This is a genomic window from Rhizobium sp. AG207R, from assembly GCF_027109195.1.
GTDB classification, from domain to species: Bacteria; Pseudomonadota; Alphaproteobacteria; order Rhizobiales; family Rhizobiaceae; genus Rhizobium; species Rhizobium dioscoreae.
Genome location: NZ_JAEPVT010000003.1, coordinates 405,821 through 429,321 on the forward strand (window position 1 = coordinate 405,821; position 23,501 = coordinate 429,321).

The window sequence follows — 23,501 nt, forward strand, 5'->3', positions numbered from 1 at the left end:
TACAATCAGACGGGGCCAGGAGACTGATAATGGCAAAAAATGAGGGCCAGATCGTAATCAAGAAATATGCCAATCGCCGCCTATACAATACCGGCACCAGCACCTATGTGACGCTGGACGACCTGGCGGAGATGGTGAAGAAGGGCGAGGAATTCATCGTCCAGGACGCCAAGAGCGGTGAAGATATTACGCATTCGGTCCTGACACAGATCATTTTTGAACAGGAATCGAAGACCGGCAACACGCTACTGCCGATTTCCTTCCTCCGGCAGCTGATCGGCTATTACGGCGACCAGATGCAGATGGTGGTGCCGAGCTTCCTCGAGCACTCGATGCGCGCGTTTACCGAGCAGCAGACGCAGATGCGCGAGCAGATCAATCGCGCATTCGGCGAAACGCCGCTCGGCAAGAACCTGCAATTGCCCATGCAGATGGTCGAGGAACAGGTCCGCCGCAACACCGAAATGTTCCAGCAGGCCATGCAGATGTTCTCGCCCTTCATGAAGCCGCCGGCCAAGGAAAGCCGCAAGGCCGAAGCCAAGGACATCGACGAATTGAAGGAACAGCTCCGCGCCATGCAGAACAAGCTGGATAGCCTTTGATGCATGGCAACGCGCTCGTGAATTCTTGGAGAGTTTTACCCCCTGCGTCACTGACGTGACATCTCCCCCACAAGTGGGGAGATTGGTAACTTGCTGAATCCTCGCGCCTCAAGCGGATATCGAATCCGCGGAACTGCAGTTATCGGTTTGGTGAGAGCGGGCAGCATGCTCCCGATAATCTCCCCCTTTTGGGGGAGATGTCCCGAAAGGGACAAAGGGGATATCAGAGCCGCACCATACCGCGAGGCGGCGTTTTTCCCCCCGTATAATCCACTTCAGCACCCCCCGATCAAAACCAAAAAGGCCGGCGAACCGCCAGCCTTTTCATCCATGCCATTAAGGCAGCGCTAGATTATGCGCTTTCCTTCGGCGTCAGAACCTGACGGCCGCGATACATGCCGGTCTTCAGGTCGATGTGGTGCGGACGACGCAGTTCGCCGGAGTTCTTGTCTTCGACGTAGGTCGGAGCCTTCAGGGCGTCAGCAGAGCGGCGCATACCGCGCTTGGACGGGCTCGTTTTTCTCTTCGGTACAGCCATTCTCGTTACTCCATGTACGGACGAAACATGTCCACGGCCAGCAAGGCGGCCGAAACAGACATGCATCAATTTCGGAAATTGGGCGGGCTTATACATGGCTTGCCGGGCTTTGACCAGTCCCAAATAGCATTTTTTGCCGGCCGCGCCAGATTCGCGGATATTCGAGGCCGAATCAGTCCTCATCCTCCGGCACGGTCCATGTTTCCTGCAATGCCGCTTCCTCCCATTTTTGCCAGGCAGGCAGCGCCTTCATAACAGCCATATAGTCCCGCGTATCCGCCGCAACCGCAATGTCGTACCGCTCCAAGCGGCTAACAACAGGGGCAAACATGGCATCCGCGCCGGAAAAGCTCCCGAACAGGAAAGGCCCACCTGAAACGGCTCTCGCCTCGCGCCAGATTGTTTCGATGCGCTCCACATCCGTCGTCACCGCATCTGGCAGCTCGCGGCGCGCGATCGGACGGCGCATGTTCATCGGGCAACTGTTACGCAGGGCACTGAAGCCCGAAATCATCTCCATGCTATAGGATCGCGCCAACGCACGCGCCTGGCGATCCCTCGGCAGAAGTCCGGCATCCGGGAAAAGCTCGGCCGCATATTCAATGATGGCGAAGGATTCCCATACCTTGAAACCACCGTGAACCAGCATCGGCACCTTGCCCGTCGGCGACACCTCACGAATGCGCGGATTTCCACCTGGAAAATCGAAAGGTATCAGCACCTCTTCAAAAGGAATGCCGCACCCTTCAAGAGCAAGCCACGGTCGAAACGACCAGGACGAATAGTTCTTGTTGCCGATATAGAGAGTGAGCTTGTCCACGATCATTGTTTCCTTTTCAGCGCCGGAATCCGAAGGGAAAGAATTATTTGAAATGATTCAAACCCGCCCTTACGTCACGGCCAAGGATGCCAGATGACGACAAGCCGATCGAACGACAAGTTCTGATATCAGTCATAAAGGCATTTGATATATGCGTCGGCATTGCGTGCGCGGCGCTGGATGAGCGAGGCGAGTTGGCTGAGGCCTCGTCCCGGCTTGCTTGCCACCCGATCGATCGGATTGGGAAGCGAGACGGCAAGAAGCGCCGCCTGACGTGCCGTAAGCTTGGAGGCCGGGACCTTGAAATGATAGCGTGCCGCCGCCTCGATGCCGTAAATGCCCGGTCCCCATTCGGCAACATTCAGATAGATTTCCATCATCCGGCGTTTCGACCACACGGCCGAGGCGGAGACCGCCAAAGGCAATTCCAGCGTCTTGCGCACGAAGGAGCGGCCGTTCCACAAAAACAGGTTCTTCACCGTCTGCATCGGGATCGTGCTGCCGCCGCGGGTGGATTTGCCGCTCAGCGTCTCCTCGACGAGAACCCGCATCTCCCCCCAATCGACGCCGCCGTGAAAGCAGAACTGACCGTCTTCCGAGACCATGACGGATTTCACCAGCACCGGCGCGATTTTCTCCAGCGGGACCCAGCGGCGGTCATATCCCTGAAAGGTGACGGCATCACCTATCATCAGGGTTGAGACAGGATGGATGAACGGCAGCAGGTAGAAGACGATGAAGACATAGGGGAGCAGCAAAAAGCCGATCAGGACGAGGACGATGCGCTGCCAGAACGGACGGTCCCTGAAGCGTGCCAACAGGGAGGAGCGTCGCGGCACCTCGGCTTCCTCCTCCTCACTGTCCGTCGATATGTCCAAATGCCTGACGTCCACGATCGCTCCATCCCGGCACGCCTTGATGTATCCGGGAAACGCTCTGATGCTGCATTCGTCATACCGTCTACGCAAAGCGATGACCAGAGTGCGACGCAATTCCCCCCCTGGCTGTTGACAATTCTCGTTGCCAGCAACCGCCTCTCATGCCAAACAGCGGCCATGGACAGCACCGATACCTCATTCGAACAACGCCTCAAGGTCAATGCCGGTAGGACCGAAGCACTGCTGACCCGGCTGCTGGCCGACACCAGCCTCCATGACGAGATCACCCGCCCCGACAGGCTGCTGAGCGCGATGCGCCACGGCGTACTGAACGGCGGCAAGCGGCTGCGGCCCTTCCTGGTCATGGAATCGGCGGCCCTTCTCGGCGGCGATGCCGAGGCGGCACTGAGGGTCGGTGCCGCACTCGAATGCGTGCACTGCTATTCCCTCGTCCATGACGACCTGCCCGCGATGGACGACGATGATCTGCGACGCGGCCAGCCGACGGTGCATATCGCCTTCGATTACGCGACCGCAATCCTGGCGGGCGACAGCCTGCTGACCTACGCTTTCGACATCATCGCCGCCCCCGAGACGGAGCTGCCGGCGGATCGGAAAATGGCGCTCGTGCTGGCGCTGTCGCGCGCAGCTGGCATCGGCGGCATGGCCGGCGGCCAGGCGCTTGATCTCGCGGCCGAGAAGGAAGCGCCCGACGAAAAGGGTATCACCACGCTGCAGGCGATGAAGACGGGCGCGCTGATCCGCTTTGCCTGCGAGGCCGGCGCCATCATCGCTGGTGCTTCGGCCGAAGACCGCAAGCGCCTGCGGATCTTCGGTGAAAAGATCGGCCTTGCCTTCCAGCTCGCAGACGATCTTCTCGACCTCACCGCCGATGCCGTCACCATGGGCAAGGCAACCGGCAAGGATGCCGCCCGTGGCAAGGGCACGCTGGTCGCTCTGCACGGGCAGGAATGGGCCGAAACGACGCTCGCGAGGCTGGTGAAGGAAGCGGCTGACCTGCTGTCTGGCTATGGCGACAAGGCAGGCATCCTGACGGAAACCGCCCGCTTCATCGCGAACCGCAAGAGCTGATTCCGAAATACCGTCAATTGTGTTGCATGAGGGTGAGCCAGCCGCTCGGCAGCGGCTAACGGCCCATGGCCACGTTCAGCCATGGCCATTCATTCAGCCTTGAAATGTCACCATCACAAGAATCCATAACTGCGCCGGGTGATTTCGGCCGCAATCTATGACACAGTCCCGTTCCGTATTAGCCTTTAGACGCTGAATTCTCCGCGACGGCCGACATCCCCGGGAAATCTTCCATGCACGAAACCCTTGCCTATCTTCCGCAGATCCTGCCGGCCTATATCGCCTACATCATTGCCGTCGTTAGCCCTGGCCCCGCCATCATGGCCATCATCGGCACCTCGATGACCCATGGCCGCAAAGCCGGCATGACGATTTCGCTCGGGATTTTCGGGGGATCAATGACCTGGGCGATTGCCGCAGCGGCAGGCCTTGCGACGCTACTGCAAACCTATGCGATGGCGCTGGAAGTTCTGAAGATCTTCGGTGGCATCTATCTGCTCTATCTCGCTTACAAGGCATTCCGTGCCGTACGCGCCCATGGCGAGCTGCAAACAGCCAAGATGGAACAGAAGGCGCCTAGCTTCAAATCGCTGATCCTGCGTGGCTACGGCATCCACGTGACCAATCCCAAGGCGATCTTCGCATGGCTCGCCATCATCGCGCTCGGCATGCCGCAGGGCGCGCCCGCTTCCGTAGCGGTGCTGATCATCGTCGTCTGCGGCACGACGGGTTTTCTGGCGTTTATGGGCTATGCGATCCTATTTTCGACATCGCATGCGCTCAAAGTATATCGCAATGCCCGCCGCTGGATCGAGGGCGCCATGGCCGGCTTCTATTGCTTTGCCGGCATCAAGCTGCTGACGAGCAATATCTAATCAGCCTCGGCTTTAAGCGGCGGATCACTCCGCCGCGACGTTCTTCCGACCGAATCGCTTTTCGATATAGTCGGTCACCAGTGCCTCGAAGTCCGAGGCGATGTTCGGGCCGCGCAGGGTCATGGCCTTTTGACCATCGATGAACACCGGCGCGGCCGGCGTCTCGCCGGTTCCGGGCAGCGAAATGCCGATGTCGGCATGCTTGCTTTCGCCCGGACCGTTGACGATGCAGCCCATGACAGCGACGTTCAGAGCTTCCACGCCCGGATATTTCTCGCGCCAGACCGGCATGTTCTTGCGGATATCGTTCTGGATGTTCTGCGCCAGTTCCTGGAAGACCGTCGACGTCGTTCGGCCGCAGCCGGGACATGCCGCAACCACGGGGATGAACTGACGGAAGCCCATGACCTGCAGCAGTTCCTGCGCCACCTGCACTTCACGGGTACGGTCGCCATTCGGTTCCGGCGTCAGCGAAACGCGGATCGTGTCGCCGATGCCATGCTGCAGCACATAGCCCATGGCGGCGGACGAGGCGACGATGCCCTTCGAGCCCATGCCGGCCTCGGTGAGCCCGAGATGCAGCGCATGGTCGGAACGCTCCGACAGCATGGAGTAGACGGCGATGAGATCCTGTACCTGACTGACCTTGGCCGAGAGGATGATGCGGTTGCGCGGGAGGCCGATATCTTCCGCGAGACTCGCCGAAATCAGCGCAGACTGTACGATGGTCTCGCGCGTCACTTGCCGGGCCGAGAGCGGCGAACCTTCCGCCGCATTCTTGTCCATCAGCGCGGTCAGAAGATCCTGATCGAGCGAGCCCCAATTGACGCCGATGCGCACCGGCTTGTCGTAGCGGATCGCCATCTCGATGATTTCGGCGAACTGCTTGTCCTTCTTGTCCTTGAAGCCGACATTGCCGGGATTGATGCGATATTTCGCCAGCGCCTCGGCGCAAGCCGGATGATCGGCGAGCAGCTTGTGGCCGATATAATGGAAATCGCCGATCAGCGGCACGTCCATGCCGAGGCGCAGCAGCCGCTCGCGGATCTTCGGCACGGCGGCAGCGCTTTCATCGCGATCGACGGTGATGCGCACGAGTTCCGAGCCGGCTTTGTAGAGGGCGGCGACCTGGGCGACGGTCGAATCGATATCTGCCGTGTCGGTATTGGTCATGGACTGCACGACGACGGGGGCACCGCCGCCAACGATCACGCCGCCGACATCGACGGCAACGGAGGAACGGCGCGGTTTCGGATCGAAATCGGTGGCGGACGACATGGAAAGCTCTCGCAGGCCTCGAAAATGGGTGTCTTTCAGGTGGATCACGCAGCGGTCGTTGTCAACCGCCACGACAATCTCTTTTGATCGGACTGACCTCAACCGTTACCGGGCAAAAGCGACGAAATTAGTGCTTGGCGTCCCCGATGCCGTCGGCGTAGCGCGCCAGCGATGACAATGCCAGCACCACAAGCAGCAGCACCGGTAGCGCCATCAGGACTGGCGAGAAGCCGACATGCTCGGCGGCAAAGCCTATCGCCGACGGCGCAACCAGCATACCGGAATAGCCGAGCGTCGTGACGACCGAAATGGCGATGCCCGGCTGCAGGCCCGGAATATTGCCGGCAGCCGAAAAGGCGATCGGCACCATGTTGGAAATGCCGATGCCGCAGAGCGCAAAGCCGAGAATGGCGATTTCCGCGTTCGACGCCAGCGCCGCCGCCAGCATGCCAACGATGGCGAAGACCGTGCAGACCCGCAGCGTCCTGACGGCCCCTAGCCAATCGCGGACGAAATCGCCGGCAAAACGCATGGTCGCCATGGTGGCGGAGAAAGCGGCGTAGCCGAAGCCGGAGAGCGCCACTGAGGCGCCCTTTTCCTGGCTGAGATAGAGCGCGCTCCAATCCAGAACCGCGCCTTCCGGTACCATGCAGAAGAGCGCGACGATGCCGAGCAGCCAGGGCAGCGGGATCATCGGCAGCTTTGCCTTCGGCTTGGCCTCATCATGATGCGGTTGATCGCCAAGCACCATAGGCCAGGCAATGGCGAGGAAAAGCACGGCGATCGCAGTCGAGGCTTCGGCATGGCCGAGAATGCCCCAGCGCGAAATCAGCAGCCCGCCGATCGCCGCGCCCAAAAGGCCGCCCAGGCTCCAGAAGGCATGGCAGGAGGACATGATCGCCCGGCGCATGGATTTTTCGACCGAGACGGCATTGGCATTCATGGCCACATCCATGGCGCCGATGAAACCGCCGAAGAGAAAAAGCGCGATCGCCGCCGTCCAGACATTCGGCGCCAGCGTCAGCGCCAGGATCATCGGCAGCAGCAGCACAGCAAAGGCCTGCACGACGACGCGCGAGCCGCGCACGGCGATCTGCGCGCCGGCGAGCGGCATCATGACGAGGGAGCCGACGCCGAAGATGAGGATCATCAGGCCGAGCTCGAATTTCGTCAGTTGCAGCCGCTCGGCGAATTCGGGAATTTTCGGTGCCCAGCATCCGACCATGAAGCCGTTCATGAGAAACATCAGCGACACCGCAGCACGTGATTTGGTGAAAAACGGGCTCCTACGCTCCTTCAAGCCCTCCATTCTCGTCCCGTTGTCCATGAAAATTCCTCCAAATTTGCGCCGCAGTCTATTTAAATCGATTAAAATCTCAACGATCGAAAAAGTCGAAGCGGTCACATTTCATCTCCGTCTGTTAAAGCGGAGGCAAAGACACCACAACCCGAATAAATCATTCACATGTGCACGCCATCGGCAAAATGTTCTATTGACGCCGAAAAAGTAGGCTCCTATCGGTTGAGACCTGAAAGATTCTTCGGTCGGCCCAAGCCGGGTCATCCTCTGGTGCATCCCCGTGAAAAACTCCATCGGCTATGGCATCCTGCTTACGGTGTTTGCCTACATGCTGTTCACCGCCCACGATTCGGCGGTGAAGCTGCTCGTCGCCTCCATTCCCGTCTGGCAGGTCCTGTTCATCCGAAGCTGCACCATTCTTGCCGGCTGCTTCGTCTTCGAAGGGCCTTCGCTCGTCCATAAGGTGGCGCGCTCGCCGATCATCAAGCCGATGATCGTGCGCAGCATCATCATCCTGATCGCCTGGATTTCCTATTACTCGGCGGCGTCCTATCTGCAGCTCGCCGAGGTAACGACGCTCTACTACGCCGCTCCGATCGTCGGCACGATTCTGGCAACCATCGTGCTGCGCGAAAAGGTCACCTTCGCCCGCTGGATGGCGGTCGGCGTCGGCTTTTGCGGCGTGGTGATCGCCTCCAATCCCGTGGGGCTGTCGATTTCCTGGCCGGTCTATCTGGCGCTGCAGGCCGCCGTCCTCTGGGCATGCGGCATGGTGCTCCTACGCAAGACGGCGCTGCACGAGAAGAGCCATATCCAGATGGCCGTCTCCAACATCATGTTCATCATCCTGACCGCCGGCATGGCGATCATCCACTGGCACACGCCGACGCCGCTCCAGATCGTCCTGCTCGCCTTGACCGGCATCATCGCCGGCGCCGGTCAGCTCGCCCTCTTCGAAGGCATGCGCCAGGCACCCGTCTCGGTGCTGGCACCGTTCGAATACACCTCCCTCGTCTGGGCCTTCCTGCTCGGCTACCTCATCTGGGGCGACATCCCCGGCGCCAACACCTTCATCGGCGCTATCCTAATCCTCAGCGCCGGCTTCATCATCATTATCAGCGAACGAATGAAGCGTCGAACGGCCGCGGCTTGATGGTCGCCGACCCGCAGCGAGACGCTGGGTTTTACCCCACCGGAGCGACAGTCGGCTCGATGGGTTTCGGCCGCCGCATCAGAAGAGCCTGCATCGGCCGCTCGAAGAACTTAAGAAGCACCACCGAGATCCCGATCGTGCAAAGCGTGACCAGCGCCAAAATTCCCGTCACAACGGCCAGGGAGAGGTGCTTGCCCAGCAATTTAACCGGCAGCTGAAACGTGTAGGGATGAACGAGATAGAGCGAGTAGGACGCATCTCCCAGCAGAACCAGAATGGCCCAAAGTTTCCCGGACGGCAGCCGCATGAGCAGGAAGCCCGAGACGAAGAGGACCGCAAAGAGACTTGAGGCAAAGAGACTGGGGCCGGCGAGTGTCACGATGAAGAAGTAAGCCCCGCATGCCAGGAGAACGAGCACAAAGGCGGCGACATTCGATCCGCTCCTGATGGCGCTGTAAGCCGAATATGCCTTGTGAAGCATCATGCCGAGAACGAATTCGATCAATATCGGATTTGTATAGAAACGCCATTCGATAGATCCCGCGGGCCAAATCGCATGCAGCGCGATCAGGAAGAAGATGGCTGCGGAGGCGAACCAGCTTGCCCTGGCGCCAAAGATCAGGCAGGCGCCGTAGATCAGGTAGAAAAACACCTCGTAACAAAGCGTCCAGCCCAGGAAAAGGATCGGTTGTACGGCGCCCCCGCTTTTCTGATAGGGGATGAAAAGTAGAGATTTGATGACCGTGTCGACGGTCACCACAGTCGAATTGAGCAGGTTGGGCTTCACGAGCGCGATCAAGACGATCACCAGCGTCAGCAACCAATAAAGCGGAACTATTCTTGCAACGCGCTTGCGTGCGAAATAGACAATTCCGCGTCCCGGATCGGAGGAATAACTGATGATGAAGCCGCTCAGAACGAAGAAAATGTCGACGCCGGCCGCACCCATGTCGAAATAATTGCGATCGACATGGTACTCGAGCACAAGGGTGCGTCCGAAATGAAAGAGAACAACGGAGAAGGCGGCCACAAACCGAAGAAACTGGAGAGAGTCCAATTGTTTCGAGTTTGACCGCGGAATGGAAAGCACCTGCTCGTCAACCATGACGGCCTCGATCCGCTTTGATTGCTTGTTCCAACACATCCGCCATCGCCGCCTGGGTGCTGCGGCTTGGATGCCAGTTGCATCCAAAATCCTTCGGTTTGACGCGTAAATTCAGATATCGAAGGCGGTTTTCGCCTTTCGCGACGCTCGTCTGGACGACGGCCTTGATTGCTTTCTCGGCAGCATCGAAATCCTTCTGCGGCATCATCGGCCCGAGCGCGGCATAGAAATACGCTTTTGGAAACTGATATCTGAGCTTGGAGAGAAGCTTGGCATATTCCCCGCCGAAATCGTCGGGATTCTTGCCGTCCGAAAAATCGTTCGTCCCCAAATTGATGACGACCGTGGAAACGCGCTCGTCAGGAAGACCGGGCGCACCGCTTCTCAACAGCGTCCCATTGTCGATGACGTCAAGCATGGTTTTCGTGCCCTTGCGAGCACGCGAAAGGCCGATTCCCGAAACCGCGAGCGTCGTAAGCTCCATCCCAAGGCTACGCGCGGCGAGAGCGGCATATGTCAGATATTGATTTTCAGTTCCGGGAGTGAATTTGCATCCGGGACCGACACCCTCGACACCGTAGCCTGCAGTGATGGAGTCTCCTATTGCCACCATCTCTTCGGTCGATGCCTCCGCTGGAAGGAACGACCCGTCGGTTTCGGCCGAAACGAATGTGGTATCGCCAATCCATCCTTCGGTGCGGCGGGTCGCGCGAACGCTATGGACGCCTTGCTGCAAGCCATCGGCAAGCTGATATCGGTGTTGCCCCGTCTGCAGATCAAGGCGCTGGGGAACACCGTCCAATTCGATCTCCAGGCTGTTTTGCCCGGTATCAAAGAGGGTAGCCGAGAGCGAAGTGCCTTCGAAACGCAGCGCAAAACCGCTGCCGGGCCAGCCAAAAGCCGCATCGTTGGCCGCAACGCGGCCGACCCATTTCGACGGCCGCTCGGTCATTTCCGCCGCAAAGGTCGGCATGAATGTTGACACGCTCAGAAGAATTGACGCAGCCACGACGTGAAGCTCACGAACCGGCCAAGGCCGCCAGCGCGCAATGATGGACAATTCGTCACCTCTTCGGGCTGTGTCAGATCAATTCCTGCACTGCAATTCCTAATAGAAACGCATTTTGATCGCCGCCCGCGTCTCCCGGCAAACCGACTGGAGACATTGATAGCGCGCATGCCCTGCATGAATCATGCCGCACCAAAGACACAACCAGATGCTGCAATAGGCAACATTGAGAAAGATGGAGCAACATTGGGAAAGGTAGGGCGACATCGAGAATTGTCACTATGCTGCACTGCCACATTGGTCAGCAATTATCGATCGAGATGGAAGCCTCGCCTCGCTCGATGGCTCGATCCGCGTTCTTTGAGAAAAATATTCGCAATTGCCCATTTATCTCGCAGTTTTTTACGCTTTCGCGATGCAATTTTTCTGCGATGTATGCGACATTGAATGAAACCGCTCCAGAAACGGAAGAGAACGATGAACTGGTTGAAGACTGTTGCCGCCGCCGCCCTCGTGCAGGCTGCGTTCCTGCTCCCCGCCCATGCCGGCGAAAACCTCAAGGCGATCCAGTCGGCCGGCGTATTCAAGGTCGGCACGGAAGGCACCTATGCGCCCTTCACCTTTCATGACGAGAGCGGCAAGCTGACCGGCTTCGATGTCGAGATCGCCGAGGCGATTGCCGCCAAGCTCGGCGTCAAGGTGCAGTTCCTGGAAGGCAAGTGGGATGGCCTGATCGCCGGTCTCGATGCCAACCGCTACGACGCCGTCATCAACGAAGTCGGCGTCACCGAAGCGCGCAAGAAGAAGTATGACTTCTCCGAGCCCTATATCGCTTCCAAGGCCGTGCTGATCGTCAAGGACAGCAATACCGATATCAAGGATTTCGCCGATCTCAAGGGTAAGAAAGCCGCACAGTCGCTGACCAGCAACTTCGGCAAGCTCGCAACCGAATCCGGCGCCGAACTCGTCGGTACCGACGGTTTCGACCAGTCGATCCAGCTCGTGCTGACCGGCCGCGCCGACGCCACGATCAACGACAGCCTTTCCTTCCTCGATTTCAAGAAGCACAAGCCCGACGCGCCGGTGAAGATCGTCGCCCAGCAGGCCAATGCCGATTTCTCCGCCGTCATCATCCGCAAGGGCGAGCCGGAGCTGCTTGCTGCGATCAACAAGGCGCTGGCCGATATCAAGGCTGACGGCACCTATGACAAGATCTCCAAAAAATACTTCGGACAGGACGTTTCGAAGTAAGGGGAATAGGCAGAAACGCCAAATTGTGAAAAAGATGCGTCCGGGGTCACCTCCGGACGCATTCTGTTATCGAAAGGCTTCTCCTTGGAGCATTGGCTGCAACTGATGTGGGAGTCACTGGGCACGCTGCTTTGGGCGGGGCTCGTCTTCACCATCCCGCTCACCTTGATAACCTTCGTGCTTGGCCTTCTGCTCGGCTTGCTCACCGCCGTCGTCAGGCTGTTTGCCCCGGCGCCGTTCGTCGCCATCGCCCGCTTCTATGTCTGGGTGATCCGCGGCACGCCGCTTCTGGTGCAGCTCTTCGTCATTTTCTACGGCCTGCCGAGCCTCGGCATCCTGCTCGACGCTTTTCCGGCAGCCATCATCGGCTTTACGCTGAGCGTCGGGGCCTATACGTCCGAGATCATCCGCGCCGTCATTTCCTCTGTGCCAAAGGGCCAGTGGGAAGCCGCCTATTCGATCGGCATGAACTGGCGCCAAGCCATGAGCCGCACCATCCTCCCCCAGGCAGCCCGCGTCGCCGTGCCGCCGCTGTCGAACACCTTCATTTCGCTGGTCAAGGATACATCGCTTGCCGCAGCCATCACCGTGCCGGAGCTGTTTCAGGCCGCGCAGCGCATCGTCGCAACGACCTATGAGCCGCTGATCCTCTATATCGAGGCCGCCATCATCTATCTCGTGCTCAGCACCTTTCTTTCGACGCTGCAGGGCTACCTCGAACGCCGCTTCGCCCGCTCTGGCGGCACGCTGGAGGCACAGGCATGATCGAGCTTTCGCATATCGAAAAGCGCTTCGGCGACATTGTCATCCTCAAGGATATCAGCCTGTTGATCCCCGAGGGAACGGTGACGGCGCTTGTGGGACCTTCGGGCGGCGGCAAAAGCACGCTGCTTCGCTGCATCAACCTTTTGGAAATCCCGACCGCCGGAACGATCCGCATCGGCGAGGAGACGGCTACCTTCCAGCCGGGTAAGAAGCCGTCCTGGCAGGATATCCAGAAGATCCGCCGCCAGACGGGCATGGTCTTCCAGAATTTCCAGCTCTTTCCGCATCAGACCGCAATCCAGAACGTCATGGAGGGCCTGACGACCGTGCTGCGCTGGCCTCAGGACAAGGCCCGCGCCCGCGCCGTCGAGCTTCTGACCAAGGTCGGCATGGCACACAAGATCGATGCCTGGCCCTCGACGCTCTCGGGCGGCCAGCAGCAGCGTGTCGCCATCGCCCGGGCGCTCGCCCCCTCGCCGCGCGTGCTGCTCTGCGACGAACCGACCTCGGCGCTCGATCCGGAACTGGCGGCCGAAGTGGTCGACGTGCTGGGCAAGCTCGCCAACGAAGGCACGACCATGGTCATGGCGACGCACGACCTGCGCCTCGCCTCGAAGATCGCCAACAACGTCGTGTTCCTGGAAGCAGGCAACATCGTCGAGACAGGCTCTTCTCGCAACATCTTCTCCAATCCGGCACAGGAGCGGACGAAGCAATTCATCTCGACACTGAATTCCGGGCTCAGCTACGATATTTGAGCCGCATCTGAGCCGCATCTGAGCCGCCGGCTGAGGTTAAAACGGGGCTCGTCGCTATTGGACAAAGCCGCGCATTGACGCTTGGCCGCTTTGCGGCTAGCTCTAATGCCATGAACACGGCACTCGTTCTCGTAGTGGTAGGAAGGCGCATGGGCAGGATGGTGTAACCATCCGGCGAAAGCACCCATGCGCGGTAAGCAGGCTCCTGACGGGGCCTTTTTTTATTGCCTGAAATCCGGGCCGCACCCCGTCAGATTCCCCTCGACTTCCCATTCACACGACGGACAAGGCCATGACGCGCACCGAAAGCCGCATCGATCATCCATCCAAGCAACCAACCGACGACACGGCGACCGAAAGAGCCGCCGCACCGCCGCGGCTGATAACCCTCATCCTGCTCTCGGCACTTGCCGTGCTGCCTGTTAACATGATCCTGCCGTCGCTGCCGAAGATCGCAGCGGCACTCCATGCCGATTTCGCTCTCGTGAATCTATCGGTTGCCGGCTTTTCGATTGTCACCGCGGCCCTTGAGGCGGTCGGGGGCGCGATATCCGACCGGTTCGGCCGTCGGCCTGTCGTCTTGACGGCGCTCTCGATCTTCATCATCGCTTCGATTGGCTGCGTTCTCGCGCCGAATATCGACATCTTCCTGCTATGCCGCATGATGCAGGCCTGTATCGGACCGTGTTATTCGGTCGCCCTCGTCATCATCAAGGAAACATCAGACGAGCGCCAGGCTGCCAGCAAGTTCGGCTATCTCGCCATGGGATGGGCATTGGCGCCCATGGTCGGCCCCTTGTTCGGCGGATCTTTGGACGAGCTTTTCGGCTGGCGGGCAAGCTTCATCGTCCTTGCGATCTTCGGCATTGCCGCCCTCTTTCTGTCCCTGCATGAACTGAAGGGATCGAAAGCGCCGGCGTCAGCCGCGCGCAGAAACTATCTTGCCTCCTATGCCCTGCTTTTGCGTTCGGCTCGGTTCTGGGCCTATACGCTCTGCATGGCGTGCTCGATGGGCGTGCTCTACATTTTTCTCGGCGGAGCGCCGCTGACGATAGGCGATGCGCTCGGCGGTTCGAGCGCCAAGCTTGGCTTCTACATGGGCCTCGTTCCGGCCGGCTTCATTCTCGGCAGCTATGTGGCTGGCCGCCATGGCGCAAGAATCCCGCTCGGCACGATCCTCGTCATCGCGCGGTTACTGACCTGCATTGGTCTGTCAATCGGGCTTGCCTTGTCGCTATCGGGCATGGTTGAGGTTCTGGCACTCTTCGGCCCCTGCATCTTCATCGGCATCGGCAACGGCCTCACCATGCCGGCCGCCAATAGCGGCGCCATGTCGGTCAGGTCGGATATGGTCGGCACAGCCGCAGGCCTCGCCGCTGCCATGCGGATTGCTGGCGGCGCGCTCATCGGCTCGATCGGCGGTCTGTTCATTGCACGATCGCCAACGATACATGCGCTCTTCGCCCTGATGCTGGCATCCGCGGTACTCGCGCTAGTGGCTGCAGTCTGGGCTGCCTTGATCGAAAAACGGAGGTAGCTGGCGCCGATCAGATGCGCTTGCTCATATGGACAAGGAAACCATCTTTCAGCGGCTCCTCGCGGTCGATCGCATAACCGTGTCGGAGATAGAGCTGCACATTCTCGACAAAACGCTTGTTGGTGTAAAGCCGCATGTCACTCACGCCGAGCTCGGCCGCAACCTGCTCGGCATGAACTAGCAGTTTCCTGCCGATGCCCTTTCCCTGATGTCGCGGCGAGACGGCGACGCTCTCGATCAACAGGTGATCCTCTCTCGGCACCATCTCGATCAACGCCAAAAGCTCACCATTGGCCTCCAAGAGATCGATACGATGCTTGCGCACGGCCTCGGCATAATCTGCCGTCATCGGCAGTGGTTCTCGGCCGATGAGAGGCACCCACTTACAATAGGCCTCGCGTGTCAGCGCCCGAATTGCATCGACATCGGCATCTGTCGCCGCCCGCAAGGAAAATGCTCTCGTCATGCCTCCGCCTCCTCGACCTGGCTACCATGATCCGACACGAAAGCTATGGAATTCTTCGTCGCGTTCGCACATGGAGAGCCGATCTCGGATACCCGCGACCAAAGCTCCCGTCTGCAATAGGCGGCCAGATTCGGCCGCCTTCATATCTCAGCGAAGCTTGGATTATGCGCCGTAGACGACGAGCAGATCCTTGGCGTCGATCTGGTCGCCGGCGCGCACCAGCACCTCGGAGATCGTGCCATCCTTTTCGGCGTGCAGCGCCGTCTCCATCTTCATGGCCTCGATGGAAACAAGCACGTCGCCGGCCTTGATCGCCTGGCCGGGCGAGACGAAGACCGTGGAGATGACGCCCGGCATCGGCGCGCCGACATGGGCGGCATTGCCGGTTTCCGCCTTGCGGCGCACGGCACTGCCGGAAGCCCCATGGGCGCGATCCGGCACCTTGATGCGGCGCGGCTGGCCATTGAGCTCGAAGAATACCGTCACCATGCCTTTCTCGTCGGTCGCCGTCATCGCCTGGTTAACGATGACGAGCGTCTTGCCCTTCTCGATCTCGGCAAAGAGCTCATCACCTTCCTTGAGACCATAGAAGTAGGCCGGCGTCGGCAGCACCGAGACCGGGCCGTAGGTGTCGGCGGCCAGCGCGTAATCGGTGAAGACCTTCGGATACATCAGGTAGGAGGCGAATTCGAAATCGTCGACCTTGCGCTCCAGCTTGGTCTCGATGACCTTCCGCTCCGCATCGAGATCGGCCTCGGCAAGCAGGGAACCGGGGCGGACGGTATAGGGTTTGTCGCCCTTCAGCGCCTTCTTCTGCAGCGCTTGCGGCCATCCGGACGGCGGCTGGCCGAGATCGCCCTTCAGCATGGAGACGACCGAATCCGGGAAGGCGATATCCTTGGCCGGGTTTTCAACATCGGTGACCGTCAGGTCCTGGCTGACCATCATCAGCGCCATGTCGCCGACCACCTTGGACGACGGCGTTACCTTGACAATATCGCCGAACATCTGGTTCGCATCGGCATAGGCCTGCGCCACCTGGTGCCAGCGGGTCTCAAGCCCGAGCGAGCGGGCCTGCTCCTTGAGGTTGGTGAATTGGCCGCCGGGCATTTCGTGCAGATAGACTTCCGAGGCCGGTCCCTTGAGATCGCTTTCGAAGGCGGCGTACTGATGACGCACGGCTTCCCAGTAGAAGGAGATGCGGCGGATCCATTCGGGGTCGAGGCCCGGATCACGCTCGGAGCCCTTGAGGGCTTCGACGATCGAGCCGAGGCAAGGCTGCGAGGTATTGCCCGACAGCGCATCCATCGCGGCATCCACGGCATCGACGCCGGCATCGACGGCGGCAAGCACGGTCGCAGCGGCAATGCCCGAGGTATCATGCGTATGGAAGTGGATCGGCAGACCGGTCGCCTCGCGCAGCGCCTTGAACAGCACCTTGGCCGCGGCCGGCTTCAGCAAGCCCGCCATATCCTTCAGCGCGATGATATGAGCGCCGGCCTTTTCCAGCTCGACGGCGAGATCGGTATAATATTTCAGGTCGTACTTCGGCCGCGCCGAATTGAGGATGTCGCCCGTGTAGCAGATCGCCGCTTCGCAGAGCTTGTTCTCCTCGGCAACCGCATCCATCGACACGCGCATGTTCTCGACCCAGTTCAAGCAGTCGAAGACGCGGAAGAGATCGACGCCGCCCTTGGCCGCCTGACGGACGAAGTATTTCACGACATTGTCGGGATAATTGGTATAGCCGACGCCGTTGGCGCCGCGCAGCAGCATTTGCAGCAGCAGGTTCGGTGCGCCCTCGCGGATCAGCGCCAGACGCTCCCATGGATCTTCCGTCAGGAAGCGCATGGAGACGTCGAAGGTGGCGCCGCCCCAGCATTCCAATGACAGAAGCTGCGGCAGGGCGCGCGCATAGGTGCCGGCGATGCTGGCGATGTCATAGGTGCGCATGCGGGTCGCAAGCAGCGACTGATGGCCGTCGCGCATCGTCGTGTCTGTCATCAGCACGCGCTTCTCGTTGCGCATCCACTCGGCGAATTTCTGCGGGCCGAGCTTGTCGAGCAACTGCTTGGTGCCGTCGGGGATATTGCTGTCTATATAGGGCAACACTGGCTGCGCCACCTTGGGCGAAGGTACTGGACGGCCGCGCGTTTCCGGATGGCCGTTGACCGTGACATCGGCGAGATAGGTCAGAAGCTTCGTGGCACGGTCCTGGCGCTTGACCTGCTGGAACAGTTCCGGCGTCGAATCGATGAAGCGCGTCGTGTAGCTGTTGTCGCGGAATTTCTCGTGCGTGATGATCGCTTCGAGGAAGGTGAGATTCGTCGCGACACCGCGGATGCGGAATTCGCGCAGCGCACGGTACATGCGGGCGATCGCCTCTTGCGGGTTCGGCGCCCAGGCCGTCACCTTCACCAGCAGCGGGTCATAATAACGGGTGATGATCGCGCCGGTATAGGAGGTGCCGCCGTCGAGACGGATGCCGAAGCCGGAAGCAGAACGATAGGCGGTGATGCGGCCATAATCCGGAATGAAATTGTGCTCCGGATCTTCCGTCGTCACGCGGCACTGCAGCGCATGGCCGTTGAGTCGAATGTCTTCCTGCTTCGGAACGCCCGATTCCGGCGTGCCGATGGCAAAGCCGTCGAGAATATGAATCTGCGCCTTGACGATATCGATGCCGGTGACGACTTCGGTCACCGTATGCTCGACCTGAATGCGTGGATTGACTTCGATGAAGTAGAATTTGCCGGTATCGGCATCCATTAGATATTCGACGGTGCCGGCACCGACATAATTCGTCGCCTTGGCGATCTTCAGCGAATAGGCGGCCAGTTCCTGACGCTGCGCATCGGAAAGATAGGGGGCCGGTGCACGCTCGACGACCTTCTGGTTGCGGCGCTGAACCGAACAGTCACGCTCGAACAGATGCACGACATTGCCATGCGTGTCGCCGAGAATCTGGCTTTCGACATGGCGGGCACGCTCGACGAGCTTTTCGAGATAGACCTCGTCCTTGCCGAAGGCGGCCTTCGCCTCGCGCTTGGCTTCCGTCACTTCCTTGGCAAGGTCGGCCTCGGAGCGGATGACGCGCATGCCGCGGCCGCCGCCGCCCCAGGAGGCCTTGAGCATGACCGGATAGCCGATCTCGGCCGCCATCTTGGCGACTTCCTTCATATCGTCAGGCAAGGGATCGGTTGCCGGCACGACAGGCACGCCGACCGAGATCGCAAGATTGCGGGCGGCCACCTTGTTGCCGAGCTGGCGCATCGTATCGGCGCGCGGGCCGATGAAGATGATGCCGGCGGCATCGCATGCATCGACGAATTCCGGGCTTTCCGACAGCAGGCCGTAACCTGGATGGATGGCATCGGCGCCGGAAAGCTTGGCAACGCGGATGATCTCGTCGATCGACAGATAGCTCTCGATCGGCCCGAGATCGCGGGCAAGATGCGGACCGCGGCCGACCTGATAGCTCTCGTCGGCCTTGAAGCGATGCAGCGCGAGTTTGTCTTCCTCGGCCCAGATGGCCACCGTTTTTATGCCAAGCTCGTTGGCGGCGCGGAATACGCGGATGGCGATTTCGGAACGGTTGGCAACCAGGATCTTGGATATGGGCAATGCTGTCTCCTCACGGCATCGAAACGGGCAATGCTGCACCCGCGAAGAGAATTCTTAACTTCTTGTCACAGGAAGTTCAATTTCTCCTGCGACATCCGATATCAAAATAGTTGCCGTTACGGAATAAGTCCGTTTCTGAAAGCGATGGCAACAATGTGCTGCCGATTTCTGGCCTTCAGCTTGTCCTGGATACTGTTCATGTACCAGTCGACGGTATGATTGGAGATCGTCAGCAGCCGGCTGATCTCGATCGACGTCATGCCGTCGGCCAGATGGTTGAGCACCTCCATCTCGCGTTTGGTCAGTTTCAGATCGGCTTTCTCCTGTTCCTCGAGCAATTGCGCTTCGTCGCGCAGCTCTAGCAGCCGCCAGAAGGCCTTTCTGGCCACGGCATCGAAGAGCGAAAGCTCGGTCGGGGAAAGATCCACCGCCTCACCGCCGATCGTCATGCTGCCGAGCAGACCGCTTCGTCCGTGAATCGGAAAAATATAGCCGTCGATAAGCCCGTTGGCACGAGCATCCGCCATCATCTGCTCCATCCGGCGCCGGAGCGGGTCCGATTTGTGCGCAGCCACGGCATCCCTCCAGCGGAAGGGGCGCTGTGCCCTGGTGGCATAGCGCGCCACCGGATCGACGAGCATGTATCTCTTGCGGACATAGGTCAGCGGCCATTGATCGGGCCAGCGGCCTGCCAGCATGAAGTTGGCGATATCGACATTCGGCCTCGTCTGCCGCAGCAGACCGTAGAAATCGAATTTGTAGGAACGGAGCACAAGCTCAAGCTCGGCCACGACATCCTTTGTACGCTCGCATTCTTCGATAACCACAAGCAATTCTATTAGCGAATGGATATTCACATTTACCCCTCGGCCTCGCAGCCTGAATTATTGGCGGACGAGCATTGCCACCTTGCTCGCCTGGCCCCATAGCGCGCTTAATCGGCGGCAACATACTCAGGCCGGCGCGAAATTGAACGCCTTTGGCGATTTTTTTACCATTCAACCGTGAATGGCCGCGCTCGGCGTGACTTAATAGTAACGGATGATGTCGCGGCAGGGTCGTCCCCAAATTGTCACATTTCTGCGGCGGCCGATAGCACCTCGCTGCGACAGCACGCGTCAGGCGGGAAATTCCCTTGAAAAAACAGCTTCAGATTCCGTTAATCGCCGGTTCAGGTACCGATCTGTAGTGTCGCAGCATTCCGAGTTTTGCTGATGCAAAGAGGGTGCCTGACGTGTCACTGTTCAAAGTCTATGCAAGAGCCCTGAAGTATCTTGGCGCGTATCGCTACCGCGTTTGGATGGTGGTGGTCGCAAACATCGCGCTTGCGATGACCACCATCTATGAACCGGTCCTGTTCGGCCGTATCTTCGACGCCATTGCCAAGAAAGAAGCCGTCACGCCGACGATGATGCTGTGGGCGGGCTTCGCCGTCTTCAGTGCTGTCGCCTTCATCGTTGTGTCCCGCGAGGCCGACCGCCTTGCGCATGGCCGCCGCGCCTCCCTGCTCACCGAAGCATTCGGCCGCATCATCTCGATGCCGCTGTCCTGGCATAGCCAGCGCGGCACCGCAAGCGCGCTGAACACGCTGCTTCGCGCCTGCGAAGCGCTGTTCGGCCTGTGGCTGGAATTCATGCGCAACCACCTCACGACCGCCGTCGCGCTCGTCATCATGATCCCGACCGCCATGGCCATGGACCTGCGACTGTCCGCGGTCCTCGTCCTGCTCGGCGTCTTCTACTGGATCATCGGCCGTCTGGTCATGAACCGCACAAAGGATGGCCAGAGCTCGGTCGAGAGCCATTACAACACCGTCTTCTCTCATGTGAGCGACTCGATCAGCAACGTTTCGGTGCTGCACAGCTATAACCGCATCGAAGCCGAAACCAAGGCACTGAAGTCCTTCACCGAGCGCCTGCTGCAGGCTCAGTATCCGGTGCTCGACTGGTGGGCTCTTGCCGGCGCGCTGAATCGCACGGCCTCGACTGTCGCCATGATGGCGATCTTGATGATCGGCACCATTCTGGTCCAGGACGGCAGCCTGAGCCTTGGCGCGCTCATCACCTTCATCGCCTTTGCCAACGTGCTGATCGGCCGCCTGGAGCAGCTGCGCAACTTCGCCAACCAGATTTTCGAAGCTCGCGCCAAGCTTGAAGACTTCTACACGCTGGAAGATTCGGTTCGCGACCGCGAAGAGCCGGCCGGCCTTGCCGAAATCAAGGACGTCAAGGGCGAAGTGGAGTTCCGCGACGTATCCTTCGGCTTCGCCAACTCGTCGCAGGGCCTGCACGACATCTCCTTCAAGGTGAAGGCTGGCCAGACCGTCGCCATCGTCGGCCCGACGGGCGCCGGCAAGACGACGCTCGTCAACCTGCTGCAGCGTGTCTTCGATCCGCAGAAGGGCCAGATCCTCGTCGACGGTCACGACATCACCAAGGTGACCCGCAAGTCGCTGCGCCGCTTCATCGCCACCGTCTTCCAGGATGCCGGCCTGCTGAACCGCTCGATCAGCGACAACATCCGCCTCGGCCGTGAAGGTGCGACGCAGGAGGAAATGATCCGCGCAGCCCAGGCCGCCGCCGCCAACGACTTCATCGAAACCCGCGAAGGCGGCTACGATACCCGCGTCGGCGAGCGTGGCAACAAGCTCTCGGGTGGCGAACGCCAGCGTATCGCGATCGCCCGCGCCATCCTCAAGGATGCGCCGATCCTGGTGCTCGACGAAGCGACCAGTGCGCTCGACGTCGAAACCGAAAACCGGGTCAAGACGGCGATCGACAACTTGCGCCAGAACCGCACGACCTTCATCATCGCGCATCGCCTGTCGACGGTCCGCGAGGCGGATATGGTCCTCTTCCTGGACAACGGCCGCATCATCGAGAATGGCAGCTTCAACGAGCTCAGCCAGAGCAACGGCCGCTTCGCCGCCTTGCTGCGCGCCAGCGGTATCCTGACGGACGAGGAAGTCCGCAAGGCACACACAACGGAAAGCGAAGCCGCCTGATCTTCGCAAGGGGCCCAAGATCAAAGCCGGGAGAGCGATGCTCTCCCGGCTTTTTTGCTGTTGAGGCTGTGGGCGAACGATATTTGTGAAACAAGCGCCAACCGGAGTTCTGCTCTGGTTATAATGTTTTCGCGAAGAAATTATAATTGATGCAATCGTTGACGCCGGCAAAATGAGTTATAATCTTTCTACGGAAACATTATAACTATGTCGTCGCAAAATCGCGTTCAAGGAAATGATTACCAGCTGACGACCGCGCGGACGCAACGCTTCAGAGGAATATATCGATGAAAGAAATCGATATTGTATACCGAACAATGTTCGCGGAACTCGCACAGCGCGCACTCGATGGCCAGTTCCATGCGGACTTCCCTCTGGAGGGGCGTTTCGTCACGGTTCCCGTCAAGGGCCGCGACTACTGGTATTTCGATCTCCCTACACCAAACGGCGACAAGCGACGCTATGTCGGCCCGCACAGCGACGAAGAAATCACGGCGCGGGTGAACGCCCACAAGCAGATCAAGGACAACATCAAGGAACGCCGGCGCATGGTCAGCTCCTTGCGTCGCGCTGGTCTTCCCGGTCCAGACCCATTCGCTGGAGACATCACGAAGGCCCTTGCGGACGCCGGATTGTTCCGACTGCGGGCCGTCCTGATCGGATCTGTGGCATTCGGTACCTATGCGGGCCTTCTTGGTGTTCGGCTGCCCTCGTCGGCAATGCAGACAAGTGATGCCGATTTCGCGCAGGATTTTGCAATCTCGGCAGAAGTTGGGGATAGTCTGCCACCCGTGCTGGAAGTCCTCCAGTCGGTTGATCCCAGCTTCCGAGCGATCCCGCACCAATCGGATCAGGCAAAGGTCGTCGCTTTCGTGAACGCAAAGGGCTATCGAGTAGAGTTTCTCACGAGCAACCGGGGATCTGACGAGTATTCCGGCAAACCATCGCCCATGCCCGCCCTCGGAGGCGCGTCGGCGGAAAGCCTACGATTCTTGGACTACCTGATCTACGAACCTGTCCGCACCGTGCTTCTTCATCGTGAAGGTGTAAGCGTGTTAGTTCCGGTTCCCGAGCGGTTTGCCGTCCACAAACTCATCGTAGCATCGAGACGGCTCACAGACGCGTTGGGACGCACCAAGGCAGACAAGGATCGATCTCAGGCCTCCCTGCTTTTCGAGGCCCTCGTGGAGACACGCCAAGGCGACGTCTTAGCCGATGCCTACGAAGAGGCGTGCGCGAGAGGGCCATCGTGGCAGGAAGCGATCGCCAGCAGCCTTACAAGGTTGCCTGATAGCGGAAGAAGGGCCCTTGCGAAGGCTCTCGGGGTACAGGTTGAAGATCTGGGCGATCATGTCCCGTTCTGATTTAGACGCGCTTGGGAGCTAGCTGCGCATAACACTAAGGTAAATTTTGACGGTAGGGCCTGCTTTTCTCGGCAATCGCACG

20 protein-coding genes are annotated in these 23,501 nt (G+C 59.7%); 10 read left to right on the forward strand and 10 right to left on the reverse strand.

The window, feature by feature from the left end; genetic code table 11:
• Positions 1-29: 29 nt before the first annotated feature.
• Positions 30-602, forward strand: coding sequence for a polyhydroxyalkanoate synthesis repressor PhaR (gene phaR / locus JJQ51_RS09420; RefSeq protein ID WP_069611531.1), 573 nt, complete (start codon positions 30-32; stop codon positions 600-602).
• Between the two features lie 352 nt (positions 603-954).
• On the opposite strand, the gene rpmF is transcribed toward phaR, so the two are convergent.
• The 3 genes from rpmF to mtgA form a co-directional block, all read right to left on the reverse strand.
• Positions 955-1,140, reverse strand: a complete 186-nt coding sequence (gene rpmF / locus JJQ51_RS09425; RefSeq protein ID WP_003543812.1) for a 50S ribosomal protein L32 — start codon at positions 1,138-1,140, stop codon at positions 955-957.
• A gap of 172 nt (positions 1,141-1,312) precedes the next feature.
• Positions 1,313-1,960 carry a glutathione S-transferase family protein gene (locus JJQ51_RS09430; RefSeq protein WP_113352896.1) on the reverse strand — a complete coding sequence of 216 codons (648 nt, stop codon included), beginning with the start codon at positions 1,958-1,960 and terminating at the stop codon, positions 1,313-1,315.
• A 128-nt stretch (positions 1,961-2,088) separates the two neighbouring features.
• Complete coding sequence (mtgA, locus tag JJQ51_RS09435; RefSeq protein WP_162748824.1) at positions 2,089-2,838, reverse strand: monofunctional biosynthetic peptidoglycan transglycosylase; 750 nt, start codon at positions 2,836-2,838, stop codon at positions 2,089-2,091.
• A gap of 177 nt (positions 2,839-3,015) precedes the next feature.
• On the opposite strand from mtgA, the gene JJQ51_RS09440 reads away from it, so the two are divergent.
• Together JJQ51_RS09440 and JJQ51_RS09445 are read left to right on the forward strand one after the other, a co-directional pair.
• Positions 3,016-3,930 carry a polyprenyl synthetase family protein gene (locus JJQ51_RS09440; RefSeq protein ID WP_113352727.1) on the forward strand — a complete coding sequence of 305 codons (915 nt, stop codon included), beginning with the start codon at positions 3,016-3,018 and terminating at the stop codon, positions 3,928-3,930.
• A gap of 233 nt (positions 3,931-4,163) precedes the next feature.
• A complete protein-coding gene (locus JJQ51_RS09445) occupies positions 4,164-4,805 on the forward strand; it encodes a LysE family translocator (RefSeq protein ID WP_113352728.1) in 642 nt (213 codons plus the stop codon).
• Between the two features lie 24 nt (positions 4,806-4,829).
• Here JJQ51_RS09445 and ispG read toward each other — a convergent pair whose 3' ends face one another.
• Positions 4,830-6,083 carry a flavodoxin-dependent (E)-4-hydroxy-3-methylbut-2-enyl-diphosphate synthase gene (ispG, locus tag JJQ51_RS09450; RefSeq protein WP_113331449.1) on the reverse strand — a complete coding sequence of 418 codons (1,254 nt, stop codon included), beginning with the start codon at positions 6,081-6,083 and terminating at the stop codon, positions 4,830-4,832.
• A 127-nt stretch (positions 6,084-6,210) separates the two neighbouring features.
• Complete coding sequence (locus tag JJQ51_RS09455) at positions 6,211-7,410, reverse strand: MFS transporter (RefSeq protein ID WP_113501592.1); 1,200 nt, start codon at positions 7,408-7,410, stop codon at positions 6,211-6,213.
• 253 nt (positions 7,411-7,663) lie between these two features.
• Here JJQ51_RS09455 and JJQ51_RS09460 point away from each other — a divergent pair, with 253 nt between their 5' ends.
• Positions 7,664-8,536, forward strand: coding sequence for a DMT family transporter (locus JJQ51_RS09460; RefSeq protein WP_113331445.1), 873 nt, complete (start codon positions 7,664-7,666; stop codon positions 8,534-8,536).
• A 31-nt stretch (positions 8,537-8,567) separates the two neighbouring features.
• Here the strand turns inward: JJQ51_RS09460 and JJQ51_RS09465 are convergent, their stop codons facing one another.
• Positions 8,568-9,641: an acyltransferase family protein gene (locus tag JJQ51_RS09465; RefSeq protein ID WP_269244614.1), complete on the reverse strand. Its 1,074-nt coding sequence runs from the start codon at positions 9,639-9,641 to the stop codon at positions 8,568-8,570.
• Complete coding sequence (locus tag JJQ51_RS09470; RefSeq protein ID WP_113395670.1) at positions 9,634-10,701, reverse strand: SGNH/GDSL hydrolase family protein; 1,068 nt, start codon at positions 10,699-10,701, stop codon at positions 9,634-9,636. Before JJQ51_RS09470 ends, JJQ51_RS09465 begins: the two co-directional genes overlap by 8 nt.
• Positions 10,702-11,127: 426 nt before the next feature.
• On the opposite strand from JJQ51_RS09470, the gene JJQ51_RS09475 reads away from it, so the two are divergent.
• The 4 genes from JJQ51_RS09475 (at position 11,128) to JJQ51_RS09490 (ending at position 14,961) form a co-directional block, all read left to right on the forward strand.
• The gene (locus JJQ51_RS09475) at positions 11,128-11,901 is read left to right on the forward strand and encodes an amino acid ABC transporter substrate-binding protein (protein ID WP_113389774.1); all 774 of its coding nucleotides are present in this window, start codon (positions 11,128-11,130) and stop codon (positions 11,899-11,901) included.
• An 84-nt stretch (positions 11,902-11,985) separates the two neighbouring features.
• Positions 11,986-12,666, forward strand: coding sequence for an amino acid ABC transporter permease (locus JJQ51_RS09480; protein WP_015341657.1), 681 nt, complete (start codon positions 11,986-11,988; stop codon positions 12,664-12,666).
• Positions 12,663-13,424 carry an amino acid ABC transporter ATP-binding protein gene (locus tag JJQ51_RS09485; protein WP_113389773.1) on the forward strand — a complete coding sequence of 254 codons (762 nt, stop codon included), beginning with the start codon at positions 12,663-12,665 and terminating at the stop codon, positions 13,422-13,424. The genes JJQ51_RS09480 and JJQ51_RS09485 overlap by 4 nt, the downstream gene beginning before the upstream one ends.
• A gap of 292 nt (positions 13,425-13,716) precedes the next feature.
• On the forward strand, positions 13,717-14,961 hold the full coding sequence (locus tag JJQ51_RS09490; protein WP_145321897.1) for a multidrug effflux MFS transporter: 1,245 nt from the start codon (positions 13,717-13,719) through the stop codon (positions 14,959-14,961).
• Between the two features lie 10 nt (positions 14,962-14,971).
• Here the strand turns inward: JJQ51_RS09490 and JJQ51_RS09495 are convergent, their stop codons facing one another.
• From JJQ51_RS09495 to JJQ51_RS09505, 3 genes are all read right to left on the reverse strand, one after another.
• The gene (locus tag JJQ51_RS09495) at positions 14,972-15,427 is read right to left on the reverse strand and encodes a GNAT family N-acetyltransferase (protein ID WP_113331432.1); all 456 of its coding nucleotides are present in this window, start codon (positions 15,425-15,427) and stop codon (positions 14,972-14,974) included.
• A 162-nt stretch (positions 15,428-15,589) separates the two neighbouring features.
• The gene (gene pyc / locus JJQ51_RS09500) at positions 15,590-19,051 is read right to left on the reverse strand and encodes a pyruvate carboxylase (RefSeq protein WP_113501596.1); all 3,462 of its coding nucleotides are present in this window, start codon (positions 19,049-19,051) and stop codon (positions 15,590-15,592) included.
• A 116-nt stretch (positions 19,052-19,167) separates the two neighbouring features.
• Positions 19,168-19,908, reverse strand: coding sequence for a helix-turn-helix transcriptional regulator (locus tag JJQ51_RS09505; protein ID WP_113389770.1), 741 nt, complete (start codon positions 19,906-19,908; stop codon positions 19,168-19,170).
• 377 nt (positions 19,909-20,285) lie between these two features.
• Here JJQ51_RS09505 and JJQ51_RS09510 point away from each other — a divergent pair, with 377 nt between their 5' ends.
• Together JJQ51_RS09510 and JJQ51_RS09515 are read left to right on the forward strand one after the other, a co-directional pair.
• Positions 20,286-22,055, forward strand: a complete 1,770-nt coding sequence (locus JJQ51_RS09510) for a glucan ABC transporter ATP-binding protein/ permease (protein ID WP_113352737.1) — start codon at positions 20,286-20,288, stop codon at positions 22,053-22,055.
• A 287-nt stretch (positions 22,056-22,342) separates the two neighbouring features.
• Positions 22,343-23,419, forward strand: coding sequence for a nucleotidyltransferase family protein (locus JJQ51_RS09515; protein ID WP_113389768.1), 1,077 nt, complete (start codon positions 22,343-22,345; stop codon positions 23,417-23,419).
• The last annotated feature ends 82 nt before the right edge of the window (positions 23,420-23,501 follow it).